Source organism: Qipengyuania pacifica (assembly GCF_019857205.1).
In the GTDB taxonomy this organism is placed as follows: domain Bacteria; phylum Pseudomonadota; class Alphaproteobacteria; order Sphingomonadales; family Sphingomonadaceae; genus Qipengyuania; species Qipengyuania pacifica.
The window spans coordinates 157,011-178,939 of record NZ_JAHWXO010000003.1 but is presented as its reverse complement, the minus strand read 5'-3'; the positions used below and the strand labels follow the sequence as shown (position 1 = coordinate 178,939).

Sequence of the window (21,929 nt, the reverse complement as noted above, 5' to 3'; positions counted from 1 at the left end):
TGGATATCAGCAAAAACACGGATTTGCGCGAGTCCATCGATGGACTCGCGTCATGATCCCGAATCTTTCCCGTAAAATCCCGTGGGATCAGTTCAGTGCATCGCCGATCAGGGTCGCCAGCAAGACTTGCCTTTGCGCTGAGGTCGCCGCCGTCTCTTCACTATCCAATATCGCTGCATCCGCCATCAATGTGACCCGCCCGTTCCCGACACTGCACCAAGCGAAAAGCCCCGCTTCCGAAATTGTGCATTTGCCATCTCCCGTCGCGACGAACTGGCCCGCAAGATTGACGGGATACTGATTGCCGGAAGCAGATATCAGGCGCTCCTCGCTTGGCTGGGCATCGTCGAAGCGCAGCTCGAGTCCCCAGCGGGTGAGGATGGGAGAAAGAAGCACCACATCTTGCGGTCGGCGACGATCGCCGAGCGCAAAATCGCTGTGACGTGTCAGAAGTGGATCGGCGAAAATCAGCAACCGACCTCCCGCGCGCACCCAATTGTCCAGTGCCACATTTTCGGACGGAGCAAGCGGTCGCGGTTGCGCCATAATTATGCGATCGAGCCCGTCGATCGCATCGGGCTCCACAGTGTCGAGCGGCTCGATGTCAAATCGCTGTTCGATAAGGTCGCGGACCCAGTCGCTGTGGTTTGAGCCATCGAGTATTGCTGCCATGTCGCCCTCGCCCCAATAGATCGGCAGGGTCGAGAACAGACCGACAGGGTGTTTGGGAGCAGCCTCTTCGCTGACCTTGCCTGTGGAACAGGCTGCAAGCAGCACCGCCAGCAATGTAAGAACACCTTTAGTTCTCGGCAGGCGAAGCATTGCTCTCAACCCGTGGCGGCGGCGTCAATACGGTATCTGGAACGGCCGTCGGCTCGACTGCGAGATCGGGAACCACACCGGCCTCTACCAACGGATCGTTCCGCGGAGCTGTCTGCGTCGGCTCGGTAGTAGGGGCAGCCTCGGGCACCGTCGTCGCATCTGTTTCGGCAGCACGGTCTTGGATGATGCTAGCCAGACCGACGAGCAGGATCATCATTACGATCCCGGTCGCGCCGATCTGCAGACGTTGTACCGTCCGCTCGCGGCGCGCGTCTACGCCACCGTTGACGTCGGGCAGCTCGCGCACCGATGGCTTGCGGCTCATGTCGAAAAATTGCGGCACGCGCATTAGCCTAGGCACCCCTGCCTGCCAGTCAATCGCCGGATTGCAACCAATCGAAAACCGGCAACTTTTTGGACGCCAGCCATTCGGCATTGTAGAGCGTGGAGAGGTAGCGGAAGCCGGTATCGCACAATATCGTGGCCACCCGCGGATTTTCGCGCCCCTCTGCGACCAGTTGCTTGCCCAGGGCGATGGCACCGGCAACGTTGATGCCGCTCGACAGACCGAGGCACAGCCCTTCTTCGCGCAGCAGGCGGGCCACCCATTCTAGACCTTCTTCATCCGAAACGCGGAACTGCGTATCGATCGGCGCGCCTTCCAGATTTCCGGTTATACGCCCCTGCCCGATCCCTTCGGCGACAGAGGACCCTTCAGCCTTAAGCTCGCCATTGGCGAAATAGTTGTACAGAGCTGCGCCGTGCGGGTCGGTCAGCGCAATGACGATGTTTTCGTCGAACTCTTTCAGGCCCATACCGACACCGGCGATGGTCCCGCCGGTTCCTGCGGCACAGGTAAAGCCGTCGATCCGGCCTTCGAGCTGCTCCCACAGTTCCTTGGCCGTTGTTTCGATGTGCGCCTTGCGATTGGCGGTGTTGTCGAACTGGCCTGCCCAGATCGCACCGTCGATTTCCTCCGCCATCCGGCGCGACACGTGCTGGAAATGGTTGCAGTCGGCATATTTGGTCGGCGGCACGGTGACCAGTTCCGCCCCGAGCGCGCGGATCGTGTCCATCTTCTCGTGGCTCTGGTTGTCGGGCATCACGATGATGGTCCGATAGCCCAGCGCATTGGCCACCAGCGCGATACCGATGCCGGTATTGCCCGCGGTTCCTTCGACCACAGTGCCGCCAGGCTTCAGGTCTCCGCGCGCTTCCGCATCGCGAATGATATACAGGGCGGCCCGGTCCTTAACGCTTGCGCCTGGATTGGCGAATTCGCATTTCCCGAAGATGTCGCAGCCGGCTTCCGCGCTCGGCCCTTCGAGGCGGACGAGCGGCGTGTTGCCGATGAGATCGAGCGTGTGCTCGCGTACTGGAATTGAAGTCATGTCTGGCGAGGTAGGCCCAGCCATCTTAACCCGCAAACAACATCAATCTTCAGGCGCGATAGTAACCTTCAATCCGTCGAGTTCCGGCGTGAAGGGTATCTGGCAGGAAAGGCGCGATGTCGGGCTGCGGTGATCGGTTGATTCGAGCAGATCGTCTTCGTCCTCGCTCATTTCCGGTAATTCGCCGGCGAAGGATTCGTCGACGTGAACATGGCAGGTTGCGCAGGAACAACAGCCACCACACAAGGCCAGGAGTTCGTCGAAACCGTTATCGCGGATCGCTTCCATAACGGTCAGGCCGTCGGATACGTCGATTTCGCTGGTCTCGCCTTCACGCGTGGTGACGATCAGTTTCGGCATTTTACGTCTTTCCTCGGTTGCAAAGGGCCACTGGCCCAACCTATGCGTCGCGCTGCTATTCAATCGCGAAAGGGAAGGCAAGCACACTCGCCATGGGCCTGACCAACGCACAATTGCGCGAACATCTCGACGCTGTAGCCGCAGATGACGCCATCGTCGCCGCCGCAATCGAGCGGTGCGGCTATCCCGAGGAGCGCATTCGCTCCACGGGTTACCGCACGCTCCTGCGCACGATCGTAGGTCAGCAGGTGAGCGTCGCGTCCGCTGCAGCAGTCTGGAACAAGCTGGAGGCGGAACTTGGCGAGGACATGCTTCCACAGGATCTGCTGGCCCGCGACTTCGATACATTGCGCGCCTGCGGACTGTCCCGCCAGAAACAGGGATACGCCCGCAGCCTGTGCGAATTGGTGGCGAGTGGAGAACTGGCCTTCGACAACCTGCCCGAAGACGATGAAGCGGCCATTGCCGAACTCACCAGGATCAAGGGTATTGGCCGCTGGTCGGCGGAGATATATTTGCTGTTTGCAGAAGGGCGTCAGGACATCTGGCCTGCAGGCGACCTGGCGGTGCAGGAGGCCGTCGGACGCATGCTCGAATTGCCGGCAAGACCGGGCGAGAAGGAAACGCGTGAGTTGGGAGAAAGATGGCGGCCCCATCGCGGCGCAATGGCCATCTTCACCTGGCACACATATAATAACGCCGCGCTTTAGACGCGCGTGAGGGAGAGACAGCATGGGTGATCGCAGGGCCATTTTCATCACAGGCGGTGGATCCGGAATCGGACGCGCAGTTGCCGTTTATTTCGGCCAGCGCGGCTGGTTTGTCGGCCTTGGCGACATCGACAAGGCGGGCATGCGCGAAACCGAAGAAATGATCGCAAACGGCTTCGTCTATTCGCACCCCCTCGATGTGCGTGACCGCTCCGCTTGGGACGAAGCGCTCGATGCGTTTTGCGTGGCTGCCGGCGGGCGCATCGATGTGCTGTTCAACAACGCAGGCGTACCGCTGGGCGGATCGCTGACCGAAAACAGCGCCGAGGAAATCGAACGCACGCTCGACATCAATCTAAAGGGCGTTCTGTTCGGTGCACAGGCGGCGCACCCCTACCTCAAGCAAACGGCCCCCGGCTCGTGCCTGCTTAATACCGCGAGTGCAGCGGGCTTGTACGGGACACCCGGGGCAAGCGTCTATTCGGCGACCAAGTTCGGGGTTCGTGCCGTGACGGAAAGCTTGGATGGGGAATGGGCTGTCGATAGGATCAATGTCCGCTCCCTCATGCCCAGTTTCATCGACACCCCCCTGCTCGATCACAACCCCAATGCGCGATCGAACGAGGATATTCGCCAGCGGGTGACAGGTGCGGGGCTCGAAATCACGCCGGTCGCGGATGTCGCTGCTGCGGCATGGGCCGCCATCCACGGCGAAAAGTTGCATACCGTCGTCGGCAAGACCGCTAAAACGCTGGCGTTCGGCGCACGCTGGCTGCCTGGCCGGGTTCGCAAGCAGACGCGCGCGCTGACCAGGCCGATGGGCGAATAACGAAGGTCAGGCCAGCAGCGCGTCGATCTTGCGCGCCATTTTCACATCGCGCAGGCTCAACCCGCCTGCATCATGCGTCGTCAGTGTGATTTCGACCCGATTATAGACATTGAACCATTCGGGGTGGTGATCGCGCGTTTCGGCAATCATGGCCACCCGCGTCATGAACGAAAACGCTTCGGAGAAATCGGAGAATTCGAATTTTCGCTCGATCGCAGCGCCATCGCGGCACGACGACCACTTCGGCAGCGCCCTCAGCCAGCTATCGCGTTCTTCCTCGCTCAACTGTTCTACTGCCATAACGCACGAATCTCCTCTCGCTTGTCGCGTGGGCGCCTTTTGCCTATCGCTCCCGCCCATGCAAGCTCGCCTCGCCGCAAAGGACATTGCCTGCCGTCGGGGCGAAAGACTGCTTTTCCGCAAGCTGTCGATAGACTGCGTCGCCGGCGATGCCGTGCACGTTACGGGGCCCAACGGCGTCGGCAAATCCAGCTTGATCCGTATTCTTGCCGGCTTGCTCCGTCCCTATGCAGGGGATGTGCAGCATTACGGCGGAAGGGGCCTGGTCGATGAACGGTTGGCACTCGACGCCAATCTGCCGCTGAGCAAGGCCCTGGCCTTTTGGGAACGACTGGATGGCAATGCCGATATGGGACGCGCGGGCGACCTGCTCCAGCTCGCGCCGTTACTGGACATTCCGGTTCGATATCTCTCGACCGGGCAGAAAAAGCGCGCTGCCCTTGCCCGCCTGATCAACTCCAATTGCCCGATCTGGCTGCTGGACGAACCGCTGAACGGGTTGGACCATCATGCGCAAACGGTTTTCGAAGCGCTGATAGATCAGCATTGCCGTGCCGGTGGGATCGCTATTGCCGCATCGCACCAGCCAATCGCGCTACCCGCGCCGCAAGCCATCGCTCTGGCGGACTTTGCCGCATGATCGCTGCGCTGCTCAGACGGGATCTGGCCACCTTGCTGCCGGGCGGACGCGGCGGCAGCGGGCTGCTGCCGCTGCTGTTCTTTCTTGCCGTCGCCATGCTATATCCCTTTGCCGTCGGCCCCGACGCGCAATTGCTCGCAAGGACCGGCGGAGGTGTGATCTGGATCGCAGCGCTCCTCGCCGCGATCCTGCCGCTGGAAAAGCTGGTGTCGGGCGATCTCGACGCCGGGATCTTCGATCAGCTGCGTCTGCGCGGCATCAGCGAAGAAACGGCGATGGCCGTCAGATTGCTCGCACATTGGCTGGCCTTTGCGCCGTTCCTTCTGCTCTCAACCTTACCGGCAGCCGCTTTGCTTGGCCTTGATGGCAAGACCACACAGACCGTGCTCCTCGGACTGGTGGCAGGCACGCCCGGACTGGCTGCGGTTGGCCTTATCGTCGCAGCGCTTACCGCAAGCATGCGCGGCGGCGCGGCGCTGGCAGGATTGATGGTCATCCCCCTGGCGGTGCCGATCCTCATTTTCGGAGCTGGTGCTCTCGGGCGCCCCGATCCCGGTGGGCTATTGCTTACCGGAGCGATCAGTCTGGGGTTGTGCGCTGTCGCACCCTTCGGCGCCGGGGCTGCGCTGAAGGCAGCCCGCGAAACCTAATATGGCGGCTTGTGCAGCCCCTTGGGGCTTTCGGTAAAGATTTCCACACCATCGTCGGTGACTGCGATGGAATGTTCGAACTGCGCCGATAGCGACTTGTCGCGCGTCACTGCAGTCCAGCCGTCGCGCAGGATCTTGGCGTGTGGTCGGCCCGCATTGATCATCGGTTCGATGGTGAAGAACATGCCGGGTTTCAGTTCCGGCCCCGTTCCGGCGCGCGCCGCATGGATCACTTCCGGCGCATCATGGAACAACCGGCCAAGGCCGTGACCGCAGAACTCCTGCACGACGCCATAACGGAACTGGCGCGCATGTTCCTCGATCGCCGCCCCGATATCGCCAAGGCGTGCGCCCGGTTTCGACGCAGCATCGATCCCCAACATCAGGCATTCATAGGTCACATCGACCAGCTTGCGCGCCTTGAGCGAAGGTTCGCCGGCAAAATACATTCGGCTTGTATCGCCATGCCAGCCATCCAGCAGCGGCGTGACGTCGATATTGACGATGTCGCTGTCCTTGAGAGCCTTGTCGGACGGTATGCCATGACAGATCACATGATTGATCGACGTGCAGCAGCTATGCGCATAACCGCGATACCCCATGGTTGCAGGCACAGCACCTGCATCCAGCATCATGGTGCGCGCCTTGTCGTCTATCTCGCCGGTCGTCACACCTGGCTGGACGAATGTGGTCAGCTCGTCGAGGATTTCCGCCGCAAGACGCCCTGCCTTGCGCATGCCTTCGTACCCGTCCGGGCCATGCAGCTTGATTGTCCCATCGCGATAGACGGTCTCGTCCGCCTCGATTACCTGATATTCCGTCATGCCGTGCATATAGTGACTTTAGGCCGCAATTGCGAGATGCCTATCGGCGAACGCTGAACGCACCCGCATATGCAGGCTTCACCGCATCGATCACGCTGGCTGTCACATCGAAATCCAGCTCATAGGCGCCTTCTGCATAGGGTCCGGCAACATACGGGCCGAAATAAATCCCGATCCGATCGAAGGTGTTGCCATTTGACGATCCGACCAGCACCGTGGCTTCGTCGAGCCCGGGGCAATTATCGAACATGCTGTCGCTATCGGGTTGGACCGCCGTGCCTCGCCGCTTTTCCCGCTCCTTGTTGAGCGCATCGCAAAGCCGCGCGCCAAGCCCCTGCTCCAGGGCAACCGGCGAATTGAACATTTCGACCCCGGCAAGAGACGCCTTGGCCTGCTTGTCCCATACCAGCGACTGCTTGCCATACATACCGTGCGCGCCGCCGGTATAATCGGAATAGTCGGCCGACAGACTGAGGAAATCGGGCAGGCTGGCGACGACCTTCCATTCCTTGGCGAAGCTGCGGCTACGGCAACCACCGCAATCGCCGTCACCGGCGAGTTCGGTCAGCGTTGCATCCCATTCGGCGCGGTCTTCCTTCTCGCGCTGATCACGCTCTGTCCCCAACTGCTTTGCGAGCTCCGGAATGGCGCTTACTGCAGCGGGCCATTTGTAGGAAAACTCCCAGGTTCCGCCATCTTTCTCGGCGGTTTTCGCGATGTTGACCGCTTCCGCCTTGGTGCTTGAACTGGCCGAAGCACTCGCCTGCGCGGACGGATTGGACGTCCCCGTCTTGTCGGCGTACTCGGCTCCGTCCGAGCAGGCTGCACTCGACAGGGCGAGCGAAATCAGGAACAGGGGCGCGCGCATCACGGTTTCCTTTGCGACAACGACAGTCAGGGGTACGTCTTGAATATGGCCGACAAGCAAACGCTTATCCAGCCCGACCAGGGACAGGAAGCGATTTCCATTCATCTCGTCAACCGCGACGGGTACTCGGACTGGCGCAAAAAACTTTCGACCAGCCAACGCGCGGCTCTGGAAGGCCAGAAATTCGACGGGAGCGGCTATCAGGTCGGCATCGTACCGGATGGTGACGGTTGGTTCGCCGTCGGCGGGGTCGCTGACCCGAAGGAACTTTCCAGCTGGTGCATGGCCAAGCTCGCGGAAAACCTTCCCGAAGGTACGTATCGCAGGGCTGAGGGCGAACCGGGCCCCGCCCTGCATGGATGGCAGACAGCGCAGCATATATTCGATCGTTACAAGAAACCCGAACGGCCGACGGGCCCCCGGGTGATCCTGACCAAGGATGTGAAAGCGATCGATAGCGCCGTCGCAGAAGCGCAGGCCGTGTGCCTGGTGCGCGATCTGGTTAATACACCGGCAGAAGACATGGGGCCGGCAGCGCTTGAAGAGCAATGCGAAAAGCTGGCGAAGCAGCATTCCGCCAAATTGAGCGTCACAAAGGGCGATGCACTCGAACAGGAGTATCCCATGGTTCATGCCGTGGGACGCGCCGCCGCGCGCCATCATGCACCGCGTATCATGCATCTTACATGGGGCAAGGAGGGCGATCCGGTCCTGGCCATCGTCGGTAAGGGCGTGTGTTTCGACAGCGGCGGCCTGGATGTAAAAAGCTCCACCGGCATGCTGCTCATGAAAAAGGATATGGGCGGCGCCGCGCACGCCATCGCGCTGGCAGGCCTTGTTATGAATGCAGGTCTTCCTGTCCGCTTGCACCTGCTTGTTCCGGCAGTTGAAAATGCCATCAGTTCCAACAGCTTTCGCCCCGGCGATGTCCTCAAGAGCCGCAAGGGACTGACTGTCGAAATCGGCAATACAGACGCCGAAGGCCGGCTCATCCTAGGCGACGCGTTGCAGCGGGCAAGCGAAGAGAAGCCCGACCTTATTATCGATTTCGCTACGCTCACCGGCGCTGCGCGGGTGGCGCTCGGGCCTGAATATCCAGCGCTTATGACGCGCAGGGATGCAACCGCGGAGGCGCTGATCGCTGCAGGCAAGGCTCATGACGACGAACCCTGGCGCCTGCCCCTTCCCGATGCCTATCGTGAATGGCTGGTCTCGGAAATTGCCGACACCAACAATGCCCACGGCAATGCCTTTGCGGGGGCGAGCGTCGCGGGCCTGTTCCTCGACAAGTTCGTCGGCGAAGGCATCGACTGGGCGCATTTCGATACCTTTGCCTGGCGCCCGCAGGCAAAACCGGGACGTCCCAAGGGCGGCGATGCCTATGGGTTGAGAGCCGCATGGCACATGTTGCGGGCGCGTTTCGGTGGAGGCTGAGGCTCGCCGCCTTGCCTGAAGTGAGCCGCGGCGTTAAGCGCGCGCAACGTTCATTTCCGGATTCTGCCCTCAGCGTGACTGCTCAAGCCAGCTACTCTCTTCCCGAAGGTATCGTCGGACTTACCGGTCCGGTGGAAAAGCCCGCGCCCGGCACTCTGCCGTTGCGCGGCGATCTCGCGCATATTGCCTTGGCGAAACATTATCTGGCCGCCCATTATGTCATTCCCCAGCTCCGCAATATCGGAGATGCGCCTGCACCGCTGATGCTCGCCATGCGCGACGATGCCGAGGTCGGCGCTACGCTGGATGCCGGACAGGAAGTCGAGGTCCTGGACTGCGCGGGCGACTGGGCGTGGGTGGCGTGCGGGCCGGAAGGGCCGAGTGGATATATCCGGCTGGGCATGCTGGCTGCCAGCGAGTGACGCATAAAATCTTCATCGACGGGGCTGCAGGCACGACTGGCCTGGAGATTGCCGACCGGCTGGCCGAGCGCAGCGAGTTCGAGCTGCTGAGGCTGGACGATGCGAAGCGCAAGGACCCTGCCGCGCGGCGCGAAGCGCTGAACGAGGCGGATATCGCCATCCTGTGCCTGCCCGACGATGCGGCGCGCGAAGCGGTTGAAATGATTGACACTTCCGGCGGCACGAGAGTGATCGATGCATCCAGCGCGCACCGCACGAGCGAGGGCTGGTGCTATGGTTTTCCCGAGCTGATCGGCAGCGAGCGGGTGGCCGATGCGCGGCGGGTGAGCAACCCCGGATGCTACCCCACAGGCTTCCTCGCGCTGGTCGCGCCGCTGGTGCGTGCGGGGCGGTTGCCGGCCGACTGGCCGTACACGGTCAACGCTGTGAGCGGATATTCCGGCGGCGGAAGCATGCTAATCAAACGTATGATCGAGGAGCCGAACATAGCGTTTCGGACATATGCGCTCGATCTGGCGCACAAACACCTGCCGGAAATGCAGGCGCATGCCGAACTGGAACACCCCGTGCTGTTCGCACCGTCGGTCGTCCCGGCCTATCGCGGCATGATCGTCGAGGTGCCGCTGCACCTCGGTGCCATGGACGGCGAGCGTCATGCGGACGACCTGCGAACGGCCCTGGCCGAATTCTACGCGGGATCGGACGTCGTCACGGTTCATGATGCCACCCCGGTGAGCGAGCTCCTGCTCGACACCGATGCCGCACCGTCCGACGGGCTGGAACTGTTTGTGTTCGGAAACGAAGGCGGATGGAATGCGCGACTGATCGCCCGGCTCGACAATCTGGGCAAAGGCGCGAGCGGTGCAGCCGTGCAGAACCTCAATCTGATGTGCGGCCTGCCCGAGACCGCCGGCCTCATTCTGCCCAAAAATTAGGCAAGCCGTGACTGCCGCGTAAGCAGCCTTTTGCGCTCGCATCGAGGCAGTTGCGCCGATTGCGCACCAATCATCGCAAAAATTGCGCCAACTCAGTTTGGCGCGCATCGATTCTTCGGTTAGGCCCCTCCGCCAAGGCCTTGGCACGATTCTTGGAAAGAAACGCGCGAAGGGTGGAGCGACACCATTCCTCAGGGGTTCGGAGACGACGTGAAAAAGATCGAAGCGATCATCAAGCCATTCAAGCTCGACGAGGTGAAGGAAGCCCTGCACGAAATCGGCGTGTCGGGAATCACCGTGACCGAGGCGAAAGGCTTCGGGCGGCAGAAAGGCCATACCGAGCTGTATCGCGGCGCCGAATACGTCGTCGATTTCCTTCCCAAGGTGAAGCTGGAGGTCGTGGTGGCAGATGGCATCGCGGACCGCACGGTGGAAGCCATCGCCGCCGCCGCCCAGACGGGCCGCATCGGCGACGGCAAGATTTTCATTTCGTCGATCGAAGGCGCCCTGCGCATCCGCACAGGCGAGCGCGACGACGACGCAATCTGAGTTAGCGCGGGAAAACCCGCAGGAATTTTCAGTTCAAACGGAGGCAATACCAATGGCAAGTGCAAGCGACGTCCTGAAACAGATCAAGGACGAAAGCATCGAGTGGGTCGATCTGCGCTTCACCGATCCCAAGGGCAAGTGGCAGCACCTGACCATGGTGGCCGGGATCCTGACCGAAGACGAACTCGATGACGGCCTGATGTTCGACGGTTCGTCGATCGCCGGCTGGAAGGTCATCAACGAAAGCGACATGATCCTGAAGCCCGACCTGGAACGGGTCTATATCGATCCGTTCAGCGCCGAGCCGATGATGATCCTGTTCTGCGACATCGTCGAACCTTCGACGGGCGAATGGTATGCGCGCGACCCGCGCACGACCGCCAAGCGCGCCGAAGCCTTCCTGAAGTCGACGGGCATCGGCGACACGATCTATGTCGGTCCCGAAGCCGAATTCTTCATGTTCGACGACGTGCGTTTCGAAGACGGTTATGCCGGTTCGGGATACGCGATCGACGACATCGAACTGCCGACCAACAGCGGCAAGGAATACGAAAGCGGCAACATGGCCCACCGCCCCCGCGCCAAGGGCGGATATTTCCCTGTTGCCCCGGTCGACAGCGCCGTCGACATCCGCGGCGAAATGGTTTCGACCATGATCGAAATGGGATTGAACTGCGACAAGCACCACCACGAAGTGGCCGCGGCGCAGCACGAACTGGGCCTGACCTTCGGCACGCTGGTCGAAACCGCCGACAACATGCAGATCTACAAGTATGTCGTGCATCAGGTGGCCCACATCTACGGCAAGACCGCGACCTTCATGCCCAAGCCGATCAAGGCGGATAACGGCAGCGGCATGCACACGCATATGTCGATCTGGGACGACGGCAAGCCGACCTTCGCCGGCAACCAGTACGGCGGCCTGAGCGAGAACTGCCTCTATTACATCGGCGGCGTCATCAAGCATGCCAAGGCCCTGAACGCCTTCACCAACCCGACGACCAACAGCTACAAGCGGCTGGTCCCCGGCTTCGAAGCACCGGTTCTGCTGGCCTATTCGGCGCGCAACCGTTCCGCTTCGTGCCGCATCCCCTACGGTGCGGGCGACAAGGCGAAGCGCGTGGAATTCCGTTTCCCCGACGCCATGGCCAACCCCTACCTTGCCTATGCCGCCTTGCTGATGGCCGGTCTCGACGGGATCCAGAACAAGATCCACCCGGGCGAAGCCATGGACAAGAACCTGTACGACCTGCCGCCGGCAGAGCTGGCCGAGGTCCCGACGGTTTGCGGATCGCTGCGCGAAGCACTGGAAGCACTGGAGGCCGATCACGAGTTCCTGCTGAAGGGCGACGTCTTCACCAAGGACCAGATCGAGGCCTATACCGAACTGAAGTGGGAAGAAGTCCTGCGCGTCGACACGACGCCCTGCCCCGCCGAATTCGACATGTATTACAGCGCCTGATCGGTCCTGTTATTTCACCGAGGAAAGGCCGTCCGGGCGACCGGGCGGCCTTTTTCGCGCGCCCGGTGAAAAACCATTTTCCTACACGCCCATTCGATGCCTAATCAGGTTGCCTCGTTTTCATGGAGGCCCTGATGAACCGCAAACCCCTGTTCGACATCGTGAGAAACCTGCTTGGCCGAGGCCTGCGCCAATCGGAGGTCGACACGCTGGACAAGGCGATCGACACGATGACCGGCGTGGCCGGGGCATCGCGTGAGGTCAGCCCGGCAGGCGTACGCCTGATTCAGGAGTTCGAAGGCTGTGCGCGCGTGCGGGGAGACGGCATGGTCGAGGCCTATCCCGATCCCGGCAGCGGGGGCGATCCGTGGACGATCGGATGGGGCGCAACGGGACCCGGTATCGGACCCGGCACGGTGTGGACCCGGGAGGAATGCGACCGGCGCCTTGCTGCCGATATCGAGCGCCATGCCCGCGATGTGGTGCAGGCCATCGGCGATGCGCCGACCAGCCAGGCGCAATTCGATGCGCTGGTGAGCTTCCATTACAACACCGGCGCGATTGCCCGTTCGACACTGCTCACACGGCACCTGGCGGGCGATCATGCAGGCGCGGCCAAAGAATTCCACCGTTGGGTTTACGCGGCAGGACAGGTGCTGAAAGGCCTGATCCGCCGTCGGCGCGCCGAGGCTGCGCTTTATGGGGCAGCTTGAAAACCGCAGAGTTCTGCCAATTCTTGCGCGTAGGTTAACCGGAACCGGAAGCCTCCATCCCCCGTTAGCCCGGCAAAGGAGTTCTAATGATGCGTATCCTGCTAGCAGGAGCAGCCGCGATCGCCTTGGCAGCAAGTGGCGCCTATGCCCAACCGGGCAAGAACGGAGACAACGGCAACGGCCCGGGTAATGGCAAGCACAATAATGCCGCCAAGGTCGAGCGTGGTCCGCCGGATCGCGGCCCACAGCGTCCACGCAACAACGGCAACAACAGCAACAGGGATGCCAGGCCGGACAAACGCGTGGCCCAGCAGCCCGACAGACGAGATGCCCGCCAGAATGTCCCCCGTGAAATCGAACGCCGGGTCAGTCAGCGACCTCAAGAGCGCGCTGTCGAACGGCGGGTGGACCGGCGCGATGACCGCAGGGATCTGTCGCAGCGGGCCGAGCGTCGCATCGAGCGATCAGTCGAGCGACGCGTGGACCGAAGGGACGGACGCCGCGATGTGCGGCGGGGCGATCGCAACCTTATCAATTATGTCGATCGCGTTCGGTACGACCAGGACCGGACCTTCCTCGTGCGCGACAGGGACCGGCGAGCGATCGCCGGCTGTCCGCCGGGTCTGGCGAAGAAGTACAATGGCTGCATGCCGCCGGGACAGGCCAAGAAGCGGTACGATAATTACCGCACCTGGAACGGGTACGATTATCGGCCCCGCCTGTTCGGCCTGAAGAATTACAGTTCGGGCCGGTATTATTACGACGACGGCTATCTTCTGCGCCCGGCGAGCGATGGCGGAATAGCGGGATATATCCCCCTGCTGGGAGGAGCGCTGGCGATCGGCAATCAGTGGCCGTCGAGCTATTCGAGCCATTCGGTGCCCGACTATTACGTCGATTATTACGATCTGGGACCGAGAGATTCCTACCGCTATGCCGACAACGTCATTTACCGGGTGAACCCGAGCGATTCAGCGATCCAGTCGGTGGTTGCCCTGCTGACCGGTGACGATTTCACCATCGGTGAGCCGATGCCGTCAGGCTATGACGTCTATAACGTGCCCTACCCGTATCGGGACCGGTACAACGACAGTGACGACGCGTGGTATCGATATTCGGATGGTTATGTCTATCAGATCGACCCCCAGACCCAGTTGATTTCCGCCGCCATCGACCTGCTGGTCTGAAGGGACAGAACATGACCGACGCATGGAAAAACGGCCTTGCCGCAATCGCTCTCGTTACCCTTCCCCTGGTTGCAGCATGCAGCGATACGGAAGAACATACTGCACAAGGCGCCACGCGGGACGATGGAACCCTTACGCTGGCAGCCGCCCTGGGGGCCGAGAAGGATCTCGATATCGTGCGCGAGGCGATGGAAGAATCCGAACTGTCCGGCGTTCTCGACGGCCCGGCCAGCTACACAATTCTGGCGCCCGACGACGCGGCATTCGAAGCCCTGGGCAAGGAAGGTGAAACGCTGCTCGAAGACGAGCAACGCCCGGTTCTGGTGGCGCTGCTCGAAGACGAGCAACGCCCGGTTCTGGTGGCGCTATTGCGCGACCATCTGTTGCCCGGCCATCTGACGCCGGAATCGATTGGGGAAGCCATCGACCGCAAGGGCGGCCCGGTAACGATGGCCACGCTCGGCGAGACGGCTGTCATCTTCTCCCGGGAAGGCGACGGCATCAAGGCGGAGCTGGAAGATGGCGGCAGCGCCAGTTTTGCCGGGACGGCGACCGCCACCAATAACGGTGTCGTCATACCGATCAGCCAGGTGCTGATGCCGCCGAAGGACTGACCGCGCGGGTTAGTAATCGCGACTGATTTCGGCAACGACGCTTTCGCGCCCGACTGTCGACACGGCAGCGAGTAGCGACAGCCAGCTGGTCACACGGAATTCCACTTCCGTAGCACTGTAGCCGCGTCCATCCGTGATGATTTCCGCGTAGAAGCGGCGTCCGAAATTCTTGCCCAATGCGACGCCCGTGCCGCGGCCCAGTGCGGGATCAGCGCTGACGATACGCAGGCGATCGAGCCCGATTGCGGAGCGCAACTGGTTGATCGGGTCCATGCCGCCCCCGCCGCGCAGACTGGCCACGGCCGCGCCAAGCTGCAGAGCATCGGTGGCCGAGAGGCTGGTGACCGAACCGCCGAAGAGCAGGCGGGCCAGCAGTTCCTCTTCCGGCAGGGAGGGGTTGGACGTGAAGGTGATTTCGGGCTGCGTCGCGCTGCCCCTGACGTTCGCCTCGACGTTGAGGCCATCCCGGTCCGTTTCCGCACGAATGTCGAGCAGGGGATCGATCGGCGCGTCCACATCGAATTCGATCTCGCCGCGGGTCAGTTCGAAGCGGGTTCCGGCAAAGGTGTAATTGCCGCGAACCACTTCCGCCCGCCCGCCGATGCGCGGATCGGACGTATTGCCGCGCAGGACGATGTCCGCAGCCCATTCGCTGTCCAGCCCCATGCCATCGACATCGATCCGGCTGCTCGCCTTGGCATTGATGAGATATTGCCAGGGGCGGCCGGCCGCCACCTGCGGATCGCGGTTGGCGGGCGTGTTGATTTCGCGCGTGGCGATTTGCGGGACACGCAGATCGTCGGCCGCCGTGCCCAGCGTCCAGCTGGCCCGGTTGACGCGGACCTTGCCCGCAATCGTACCGCCGAGCCCGTCCGAGACGATCCGCAGCGGTCCGGTCACCGTGGCGCTGAGGCCGCCCGTATCGAGCAGGCGCGCATTCTTGGCCGAGGCGCGTAGATCGATGATCGGCCCGCGGATTTCCAGTACCCTGCCCTGAACCGTCTCGCCCAAAGTCCGCAGATCGACGATGCCGCTGCCGCTGACGCTGCCGCCGTTGACCGCCGTACCGGCAAAGCGCGTGAGCTGCAGGCGCGACCCCTGGAACCGGCCGCGCATGGCGATATCGCGAATGTCGGTGCCCGACAGCGAACTGCGCAATTGCAGGCTGTCGCCCGAGATGGAGCCGCGCACCGTGGGATCGCGCAACGTGCCGGTTGCATTTGCGGCGATGGCGATGGGGCCGGTTATGTCGAACGTATCGAGAGCGGCGAGCCGCCACAGGCTTTCCGCCGCGCCGCGATAGCGTAACTGGCCCGACAGGCGGCCTGCGCGCAGCCGTTCTATAAGGATGCCCTGCTGCGGCAGGCCGGTGATCCGCGCCTGCACGCGCCCGCGCTGGATATCCTCGTTCTGCAACAGGGCACGCGCCTGAAGATCGCTCTCGGTCAGTTCCGCCACCAGCGAGACGTTTACCGGGCGCGACGTCAGCACGAGGCCGGAGCGGGTCAGCCCTTCGATCTTCACCTTGGCTTCGCCCACCGGCACCATGTCGGCACCGGTGCGGTAATGGACCGTGCCCGAAATCGTCCCGCCAAGGCCGGTATCGGCTTTCGCGACATCGATCAGCGAGAGCGGCATGCGGGCGAGCTTGAAATCGAAATCGAGATCCCTGCCGCCGAAATCGCCGGACACGATCATCCCGCCATCGCCATAGGAGAATTGCGTCGGTGCGAGGCGCCAGCCCCCGCCGTCCAGACTTGTGAGCACGGCGCGGCGCGGCATGGAAATGCGGCGACCGGCAAACCGCCCCTGTGCCGCGAGCGCGATGCGATCGGGCCGGATGGTCGCATTCGCATCCAGCACGAAGCGCCCGCTGCGCCTGCCCGAGAGCGAGGCATCCACCCGCCCGACGCCGTTCTCGACCTCGCCGCGGGCTGCAAGCTGGGAAATGAACAGCGTGCCGTAAGACAATCCGGCTGCCGTACCCGAGCCGGAGAAGCTCGTGTTGCCATCGCGAATGAGACCCGTCGCATCGATATCCGCGCGGGTGATGCGCAAGGGCGTATCGCCGCCGAAGCGCGCATTGCGGGCTCGCAGGTCGACCTGAAGGCCCTGTCCGCCGCCGCGCGGCGTCAGCGCCACGGTCCCATCGAGGCCGCCACCGGCGAAAGCGAGCGTGCCGTCCGCGCCGCCATCTACCAGCGCGATGGCGCCGGTGACACTGGTATCGGACACGCGCATGGTCTCGATCGAGATGCGGGTCGGACCGCCGGACGGTGCGGTAAGGCCAAGCTGGCCGGCAAAGGGTCCGAGCACCGAATTGCCTTCGATATCGATGGCAAAACCCTCTTCTGCCGGGGCTATCGCCACGCGGACATTGTCGAGCCCGGTCGCAGGCCGTGCGAAAACCAGCGCGGCGCTCGGCCCGGCGTCGGTGAGGCTGGCTTCTACGGTGAAGGGGCCGAAATCGGTATGCGTGCCCTCCCCTGCAAGCTGGGTAGTCCCGTCGCGAACGCTGCCGTCGAGCGCCATCTGCACCTTGCTTGCATCGATACGCAGACGGTTGAAATCGAGCGGGGCATTGCCGCCCACCGCGACCCCGCCGCGCACGCGGATGGGTGTGCCGGCGAGGTTGGCCAGCGTCGCGTTGGTAACAGGGGCAATGCGCGCATCGAGATCGGCCGAGAGACGCCACGGTGATTGCGGTGCGAGGGCAAGCTGGATGACCGCGGTCCCGTTCAACGTGCCGACATTGTCGAGGGCCAGCCGTTCTGCGCGGATCGGCCCGCGGATCTGGTATCGTCCCGCGGACAGGTCACCGCGAAGAGCCAGATTGGCCGAGGTGCCGGGGAACGCAAGACGCAGATCATCCGACAGAAGGGTCGACCCGCTCAGCACAAGCGTGCCGCGCCCGGTGCCGTTCACCAGGCGCGGATCGAGCAGGGCATTGCCGCTCGTCACCCGCGAAACCGCAAGCCCCAAGGGCAGCGTCCACCGTGTGCCATCGTACCGGGCAGTGCCCTGCTGCCGGAGGCCAGCCAGCTTCGTACCGCCGATGTCGACTTCGCCCACCGTCAGATCGTGGCGGATCGCAAGATCCGAAAAGGCCCCGTCGACCATCGCATCGATCCGCCCGTTGCGAAGCGCGATACCTTCGCCGAGCAGGGTCGGGTCGCGCACGGAAGCGGCCAGTTCGATATTTTCTGCCCTGTTGTCCGCAAGGTCGAGCAGGCCATTGGCATCCAGTATCAGCCCACGCCCGGCCATCATGACACGGCCATCGAAGCGGCGCTGGTCTATCGCGATGTCCGCTTTGAGCGCGACATCATCGCCCAGCGCACGCGCGGGGATACCGCTGAGGAAATCCGACGGATCGAACTTTCCAAGGAGGCCCAAACGTCCCGATGCATTGGTTATCCGCATCGCGGCGATGCGAGCGTCCTCGCTACGGACCAGCAGGCTGCCGGACCATTGCGACCATGTGCCATCCCCGCGAATGCGTGCGGTGTAGGGGGCATCGAGACCGGCCATGGCTGTGATCGGACCATCTGCCGATGCATCGACATCCAGAGACAGGTCGAAGGTATCGCCGTCCGGTTCGGCATCCAGCAGCAGCGCGAGCCGGTCCCGTTCGCCCAGACGGCCATCGATATCGACCATGAGGCGACTGTCGGTGACATCGGCACCGCCGGTGATATCGACGCGCTGCGGACGGTTGCCGGCGATACCGGGAGCAAGGGTCAGATTGTCTATTTCGAGCCGGTCGATCGAGATGTCGAACCCGGGCAGTACGGGATTGTCTTCTTCGCTTGGCAAGAATTCCGGAGTGCGTGCGAGAGTAGCCCGGCGAGCGGCGAAGCTGTCGATTTCCAGCCGGTTGGAAAGCCAGCCCCCCGGATTCCAGTCGATTTCGGCGCGAGGTATGGTGAGAAAGACGCCCTTTGGATCGGACAGGCGCACATCGTGAAGGACCGCCGCCCCGTAGAGATTACCCTCTATTCGTCCGATCCGGATGTTGAGGCCGTTGGGGAAAGTGCGTTCCGCAATGCGGCTGGCGATGAAGCGTTCACCAAGCGGCGTGTTGAGAACGACAAGCGCCCCAACGATCAGAAGTACGAAAGCGGCCGCAATGCCGAGCAGCCACTTGCCAACGCGCCCAACGCGAAGGCGCCGCCGGGCCGGACGTTCCTCGATGTCAGCGGCCGGTTGATCGGTGGCCATTAGAAAGCCTGACCCAGCGAAATGTAGACCCCGACGGGCGAATCTTCTGGTTCTGGGTTTAGCGGAATGCCCACATCGAGCCGGATCGGGCCGAAACCGGTGGTGTATCGCACACCTACACCGGCGCCGAACTTGATGAAGCGGAAGTCGGGCACTGTGTCGATCGAGACGCTACCGGCATCGATGAAGGGCACGACAGAGAGCGCGCCGTCGAACAGACCGGTGCCGACACGCGCTTCCAAGGATGCTTCGACGAGGCTGCGCCCCCCCGTCGGTTCAAGCAGATCGTTCTTCGGTCCGATCGCCTGGAAACCATAGCCACGGACAGAACCGCCGCCACCTGCGTAAAGCCTGCGTGACGGTGCGATGCCAGCCAGTTCGGCACCCTGAATGCTGGCAAACCGTGCGCGAGCGGCGATCACCGTCCTCTGGCCTACGGACTGATAGAAGGACGCGTCCGCCTGATTCCTCAGATAATAATATTGCTGGCCGCCCGTGCGGGAGGTTTCCGGACCGAGGAATCCGGTCAAGCGAAAGCCACGCGTTGGATCGAGGAGTGAATCGCTGGTGTCGATGGTGGCCCTGCCAAAAAGCGAGGCGATGAAATAGGTCTGACGGGGGCGCGGAATGCCGCCAATCACTCGGTTGCGTTCATCGGTCGCGAGGATTTCCATGCCGATGCCCCAAGCCAGCGGCTTCTGGAACAACAGGGTGGATGTGCGTTCGTATGTGCCGGTCAGCGCCACCGTGTCGGCATCGTAAGCAATGGTGTCGATACTGGATGCGTAGACGTCCGCGGTAAGAACCTTGTCCCTGCCACCCAGATTGTTCCTGCGGAAGGTTACACCAGCGAGCTGTTCGCGCGTTCCGATAATCCCGCGCAAGCGCAGAGAACCTTCAGGCGGGAACAGGTTGCGATGTTCCCAGCTAGCCTGAAGCCGGATACCTTCTTCCGAACCGTAGCCGACAGCGCCCGATATGGTGCGCAGTTTGGCCCGCTCCATCGTGACATCCATGGCGACCACACCGGGCTCGTCCCCACGGGGAGGCACGACTTCGCGGGCCTGCACATCGACGGTAGATACAAGGCTGGTAGCCGTAATTGCACGGCGCAGGTCGAGTTCGATACTGCGCTTGTACACATCCCCCGGGTCGAAACGGGCGATCGTGGCGAGGTGGCGGCCGGAAAGAAATTCCTCGTCGTTGCTGACTACATCCCCGAACACATACTTGCCCTTGGGCCGCACATGCATGGTCAGGTCGCCCTGCACCCGTTCGTGATCGATCAGCAGTTCGGGTTCGTCGATTTCGGCAAAGGCGTATCCGGTTTCGCCCAATGCCCGATCGAGGTTGAAACGCTGCGTGACGATCGTGTCCGACTGAAGATAGTCGCCAACCTTGATATCGAAAGACTGACGCAGAGTTCCGGCATCTACTGCCGTGTCGAGATCGCCGAGATCGATCGCACCATATGTATATCGTGCACCCGGAATGACATCGAACCGCACCCGAGGGCGCCGATCCGCCGAATCCTCTCCGGCCCGGCGGGTACCGATCGTGCGGATGACCTCACCTTCGTAGTAGCCATACACCCGAAGCAGCGTTTCAAGGAGTTCCTCATCCTTTCGGGCACGGGCGGCAAGCTGTGCGACATTTTCGTCGCCGTCGCCCAGTTCCTCGATGGTTGAAAGTGCTTCGAACCTGTCGACGAAATCCTCGCGCTCGCTGAAGGGCGGCTCCTTCTGCGGGAATCCGAGCACCAGCGAGCCCGACAGTTCCTCGACATCGGTTTCGTCGAATGCCAGCCGCGGTGCATCGTCGAGCAACTGAACGAATTCGATATCCTCTTCCGGCTCGAGCGGAACGAGCGGATCGAGATCGACATCTTCCGGCCAGGCGATCGACATGTCGGGCGCTTCGGAAATCGGAGTTTCCGCATCGAGCTGCGATCCTGCCTCAGCTTGCGAGATGACCTGTTCGTCCGTGCCCTGCTGCGCCCAGTCATCGGGGCTTTCGACGGCGCTGTCCGGTATGAGTTCGTCGAGCGAAGAGGTGGCAGGACTATCCTGCGCAGCCAAGGGGGTGGCGCCCGCCAGCGCGATCGCTGCCAGACAGGTTCCGATAACGGAACCCGCGATGTCAGTCGGTAATGCGGTATTCCGCTGCGAGCCCGTCCTTTGCGGGGAGAGCTTCTTCGCGCCGCCGGCCCCGTGGAGCGGTTGCATTGGCGATGAGACGCTTCTGCTCCCTTTCGGGCATGCGTTCCCATCCACCGCGGGTGAGGCGTTCGAGCGGCCGATAACGGACCTTGTACTGCATCCGCTCTGCCCCTTCGACCCAATAGCCGAGATAGACATAGGGCAGGTCTCGTTCCGCCGCTCTGCGGATATGGTCGAGAATGATGTAGTTCCCAAGCCCGGCGCGTCCCTCGTGGTCAGGATCGTAGAAGCTGTAGATCATCGACAGCCCGTCACCCTGATAATCCGTGAGGCAAGCTCCGACCAAGCGCCCCTGCTCGGCACCGATCCCCGGCTCACGATATTCGATCACATAGCTAGATACGCTGGTGTGTTCCACCATATCTGCGAAATCGGTTTCTTCCATCTGCGTCATCCCGCCACCGGGGTGACGGGCAGCGAGATATTTCTGCAGCAATTCGAACTGTTCCGCGGTGGCCCATGGGCGGCATTCCGTGGCGATCAGATCGTCATGGGCTTTCAGCGTGCGTTTCTGTGTCGACGATGGCTGGAATTCATCCGCCACGACACGCACCGAAACGCAGGCCTGACAATCGAGACAGGATGGGCGATAGGCGACCGTCTGACTGCGGCGGAAACCGATGCGGCCCAGCGCTTCGTTCAGCTCGTCGGCATTGTCGCCGCGCAGTTCGGTGAACACCTTGCGTTCGCTCTTGCCCGGCAGATACGGACACGGCGCAGGGCTGGTCACGAAAAAGCGCGGGAAGCGAATCGGTGCGGTCACTTTCGGCTGCATCCTT

22 protein-coding genes are annotated in these 21,929 nt (G+C 62.3%); 12 read left to right on the top strand and 10 right to left on the bottom strand.

Annotated elements, in window-relative coordinates; translation table 11 throughout:
• Window positions 1-87: 87 nt before the first annotated feature.
• Genes KYK83_RS06185 through KYK83_RS06170 form a run of 4 tightly spaced genes read right to left on the bottom strand, consistent with a single transcriptional unit; the run spans window position 88 to window position 2,573 of the window.
• Entirely contained in the window at window positions 88-822 is a 735-nt protein-coding gene (locus KYK83_RS06185; protein WP_222827586.1) for a DUF4350 domain-containing protein, read from the bottom strand.
• Complete coding sequence (locus tag KYK83_RS06180; protein WP_196846689.1) at window positions 800-1,165, bottom strand: hypothetical protein; 366 nt, start codon at window positions 1,163-1,165, stop codon at window positions 800-802. Before KYK83_RS06180 ends, KYK83_RS06185 begins: the two co-directional genes overlap by 23 nt.
• A gap of 31 nt (window positions 1,166-1,196) precedes the next feature.
• Entirely contained in the window at window positions 1,197-2,237 is a 1,041-nt protein-coding gene (locus tag KYK83_RS06175; RefSeq protein WP_430299056.1) for a cysteine synthase A, read from the bottom strand.
• A gap of 18 nt (window positions 2,238-2,255) precedes the next feature.
• On the bottom strand, window positions 2,256-2,573 hold the full coding sequence (locus KYK83_RS06170; protein WP_222827585.1) for a 2Fe-2S iron-sulfur cluster-binding protein: 318 nt from the start codon (window positions 2,571-2,573) through the stop codon (window positions 2,256-2,258).
• Between the two features lie 92 nt (window positions 2,574-2,665).
• Here KYK83_RS06170 and KYK83_RS06165 point away from each other — a divergent pair, with 92 nt between their 5' ends.
• Both KYK83_RS06165 and KYK83_RS06160 read left to right on the top strand, forming a co-directional pair.
• Window positions 2,666-3,283 carry a DNA-3-methyladenine glycosylase family protein gene (locus KYK83_RS06165; RefSeq protein ID WP_222827584.1) on the top strand — a complete coding sequence of 206 codons (618 nt, stop codon included), beginning with the start codon at window positions 2,666-2,668 and terminating at the stop codon, window positions 3,281-3,283.
• Window positions 3,284-3,305: 22 nt separating this feature from the next.
• A complete protein-coding gene (locus KYK83_RS06160; protein WP_222827583.1) occupies window positions 3,306-4,112 on the top strand; it encodes an SDR family oxidoreductase in 807 nt (268 codons plus the stop codon).
• 6 nt (window positions 4,113-4,118) lie between these two features.
• Here the strand turns inward: KYK83_RS06160 and KYK83_RS06155 are convergent, their stop codons facing one another.
• Window positions 4,119-4,412: a 4a-hydroxytetrahydrobiopterin dehydratase gene (locus KYK83_RS06155; RefSeq protein ID WP_103022578.1), complete on the bottom strand. Its 294-nt coding sequence runs from the start codon at window positions 4,410-4,412 to the stop codon at window positions 4,119-4,121.
• A 58-nt stretch (window positions 4,413-4,470) separates the two neighbouring features.
• On the opposite strand from KYK83_RS06155, the gene ccmA reads away from it, so the two are divergent.
• Both ccmA and KYK83_RS06145 read left to right on the top strand, forming a co-directional pair.
• Window positions 4,471-5,052: a heme ABC exporter ATP-binding protein CcmA gene (gene ccmA, locus KYK83_RS06150; protein ID WP_222827582.1), complete on the top strand. Its 582-nt coding sequence runs from the start codon at window positions 4,471-4,473 to the stop codon at window positions 5,050-5,052.
• Window positions 5,049-5,702 (top strand): heme exporter protein CcmB, encoded by a 654-nt coding sequence (locus tag KYK83_RS06145; RefSeq protein WP_222827581.1) that lies wholly within the window; start codon window positions 5,049-5,051, stop codon window positions 5,700-5,702. The genes ccmA and KYK83_RS06145 overlap by 4 nt, the downstream gene beginning before the upstream one ends.
• On the opposite strand, the gene map is transcribed toward KYK83_RS06145, so the two are convergent.
• Together map and KYK83_RS06135 are read right to left on the bottom strand one after the other, a co-directional pair.
• Window positions 5,699-6,526 carry a type I methionyl aminopeptidase gene (map, locus tag KYK83_RS06140; RefSeq protein WP_222827727.1) on the bottom strand — a complete coding sequence of 276 codons (828 nt, stop codon included), beginning with the start codon at window positions 6,524-6,526 and terminating at the stop codon, window positions 5,699-5,701. The two genes, KYK83_RS06145 and map, sit on opposite strands and share 4 nt — an antisense overlap.
• Before the next feature lie 40 nt (window positions 6,527-6,566).
• Window positions 6,567-7,394 (bottom strand): DUF3298 and DUF4163 domain-containing protein, encoded by an 828-nt coding sequence (locus KYK83_RS06135; RefSeq protein WP_222827580.1) that lies wholly within the window; start codon window positions 7,392-7,394, stop codon window positions 6,567-6,569.
• 45 nt (window positions 7,395-7,439) lie between these two features.
• On the opposite strand from KYK83_RS06135, the gene KYK83_RS06130 reads away from it, so the two are divergent.
• The 8 genes from KYK83_RS06130 (at window position 7,440) to KYK83_RS06095 (ending at window position 14,710) form a co-directional block, all read left to right on the top strand.
• On the top strand, window positions 7,440-8,828 hold the full coding sequence (locus KYK83_RS06130; RefSeq protein ID WP_222827579.1) for a leucyl aminopeptidase family protein: 1,389 nt from the start codon (window positions 7,440-7,442) through the stop codon (window positions 8,826-8,828).
• 74 nt (window positions 8,829-8,902) lie between these two features.
• Window positions 8,903-9,250 (top strand): SH3 domain-containing protein, encoded by a 348-nt coding sequence (locus KYK83_RS06125; RefSeq protein WP_103022572.1) that lies wholly within the window; start codon window positions 8,903-8,905, stop codon window positions 9,248-9,250.
• Window positions 9,247-10,185 carry an N-acetyl-gamma-glutamyl-phosphate reductase gene (gene argC / locus KYK83_RS06120; RefSeq protein ID WP_222827578.1) on the top strand — a complete coding sequence of 313 codons (939 nt, stop codon included), beginning with the start codon at window positions 9,247-9,249 and terminating at the stop codon, window positions 10,183-10,185. The genes KYK83_RS06125 and argC overlap by 4 nt, the downstream gene beginning before the upstream one ends.
• Before the next feature lie 210 nt (window positions 10,186-10,395).
• Window positions 10,396-10,734 (top strand): P-II family nitrogen regulator, encoded by a 339-nt coding sequence (locus tag KYK83_RS06115; RefSeq protein WP_103022570.1) that lies wholly within the window; start codon window positions 10,396-10,398, stop codon window positions 10,732-10,734.
• 52 nt (window positions 10,735-10,786) lie between these two features.
• Entirely contained in the window at window positions 10,787-12,196 is a 1,410-nt protein-coding gene (gene glnA / locus KYK83_RS06110; RefSeq protein WP_103022569.1) for a type I glutamate--ammonia ligase, read from the top strand.
• A gap of 134 nt (window positions 12,197-12,330) precedes the next feature.
• Window positions 12,331-12,909 carry a lysozyme gene (locus KYK83_RS06105; protein WP_222827577.1) on the top strand — a complete coding sequence of 193 codons (579 nt, stop codon included), beginning with the start codon at window positions 12,331-12,333 and terminating at the stop codon, window positions 12,907-12,909.
• Window positions 12,910-12,995: 86 nt separating this feature from the next.
• Window positions 12,996-14,096, top strand: coding sequence for a hypothetical protein (locus KYK83_RS06100; protein ID WP_222827576.1), 1,101 nt, complete (start codon window positions 12,996-12,998; stop codon window positions 14,094-14,096).
• Between the two features lie 11 nt (window positions 14,097-14,107).
• Window positions 14,108-14,710 carry a fasciclin domain-containing protein gene (locus tag KYK83_RS06095; RefSeq protein WP_222827575.1) on the top strand — a complete coding sequence of 201 codons (603 nt, stop codon included), beginning with the start codon at window positions 14,108-14,110 and terminating at the stop codon, window positions 14,708-14,710.
• A gap of 9 nt (window positions 14,711-14,719) precedes the next feature.
• Here KYK83_RS06095 and KYK83_RS06090 read toward each other — a convergent pair whose 3' ends face one another.
• The 3 genes from KYK83_RS06090 to KYK83_RS06080 are packed head-to-tail and all read right to left on the bottom strand — an operon-like array spanning window position 14,720 to window position 21,913.
• On the bottom strand, window positions 14,720-18,931 hold the full coding sequence (locus KYK83_RS06090) for a translocation/assembly module TamB domain-containing protein (protein ID WP_222827574.1): 4,212 nt from the start codon (window positions 18,929-18,931) through the stop codon (window positions 14,720-14,722).
• A complete protein-coding gene (locus tag KYK83_RS06085; RefSeq protein ID WP_222827573.1) occupies window positions 18,931-21,156 on the bottom strand; it encodes an autotransporter assembly complex protein TamA in 2,226 nt (741 codons plus the stop codon). Before KYK83_RS06085 ends, KYK83_RS06090 begins: the two co-directional genes overlap by 1 nt.
• A complete protein-coding gene (locus tag KYK83_RS06080) occupies window positions 21,071-21,913 on the bottom strand; it encodes an arginyltransferase (RefSeq protein ID WP_103022735.1) in 843 nt (280 codons plus the stop codon). Before KYK83_RS06080 ends, KYK83_RS06085 begins: the two co-directional genes overlap by 86 nt.
• Window positions 21,914-21,929 lie beyond the last annotated feature (16 nt).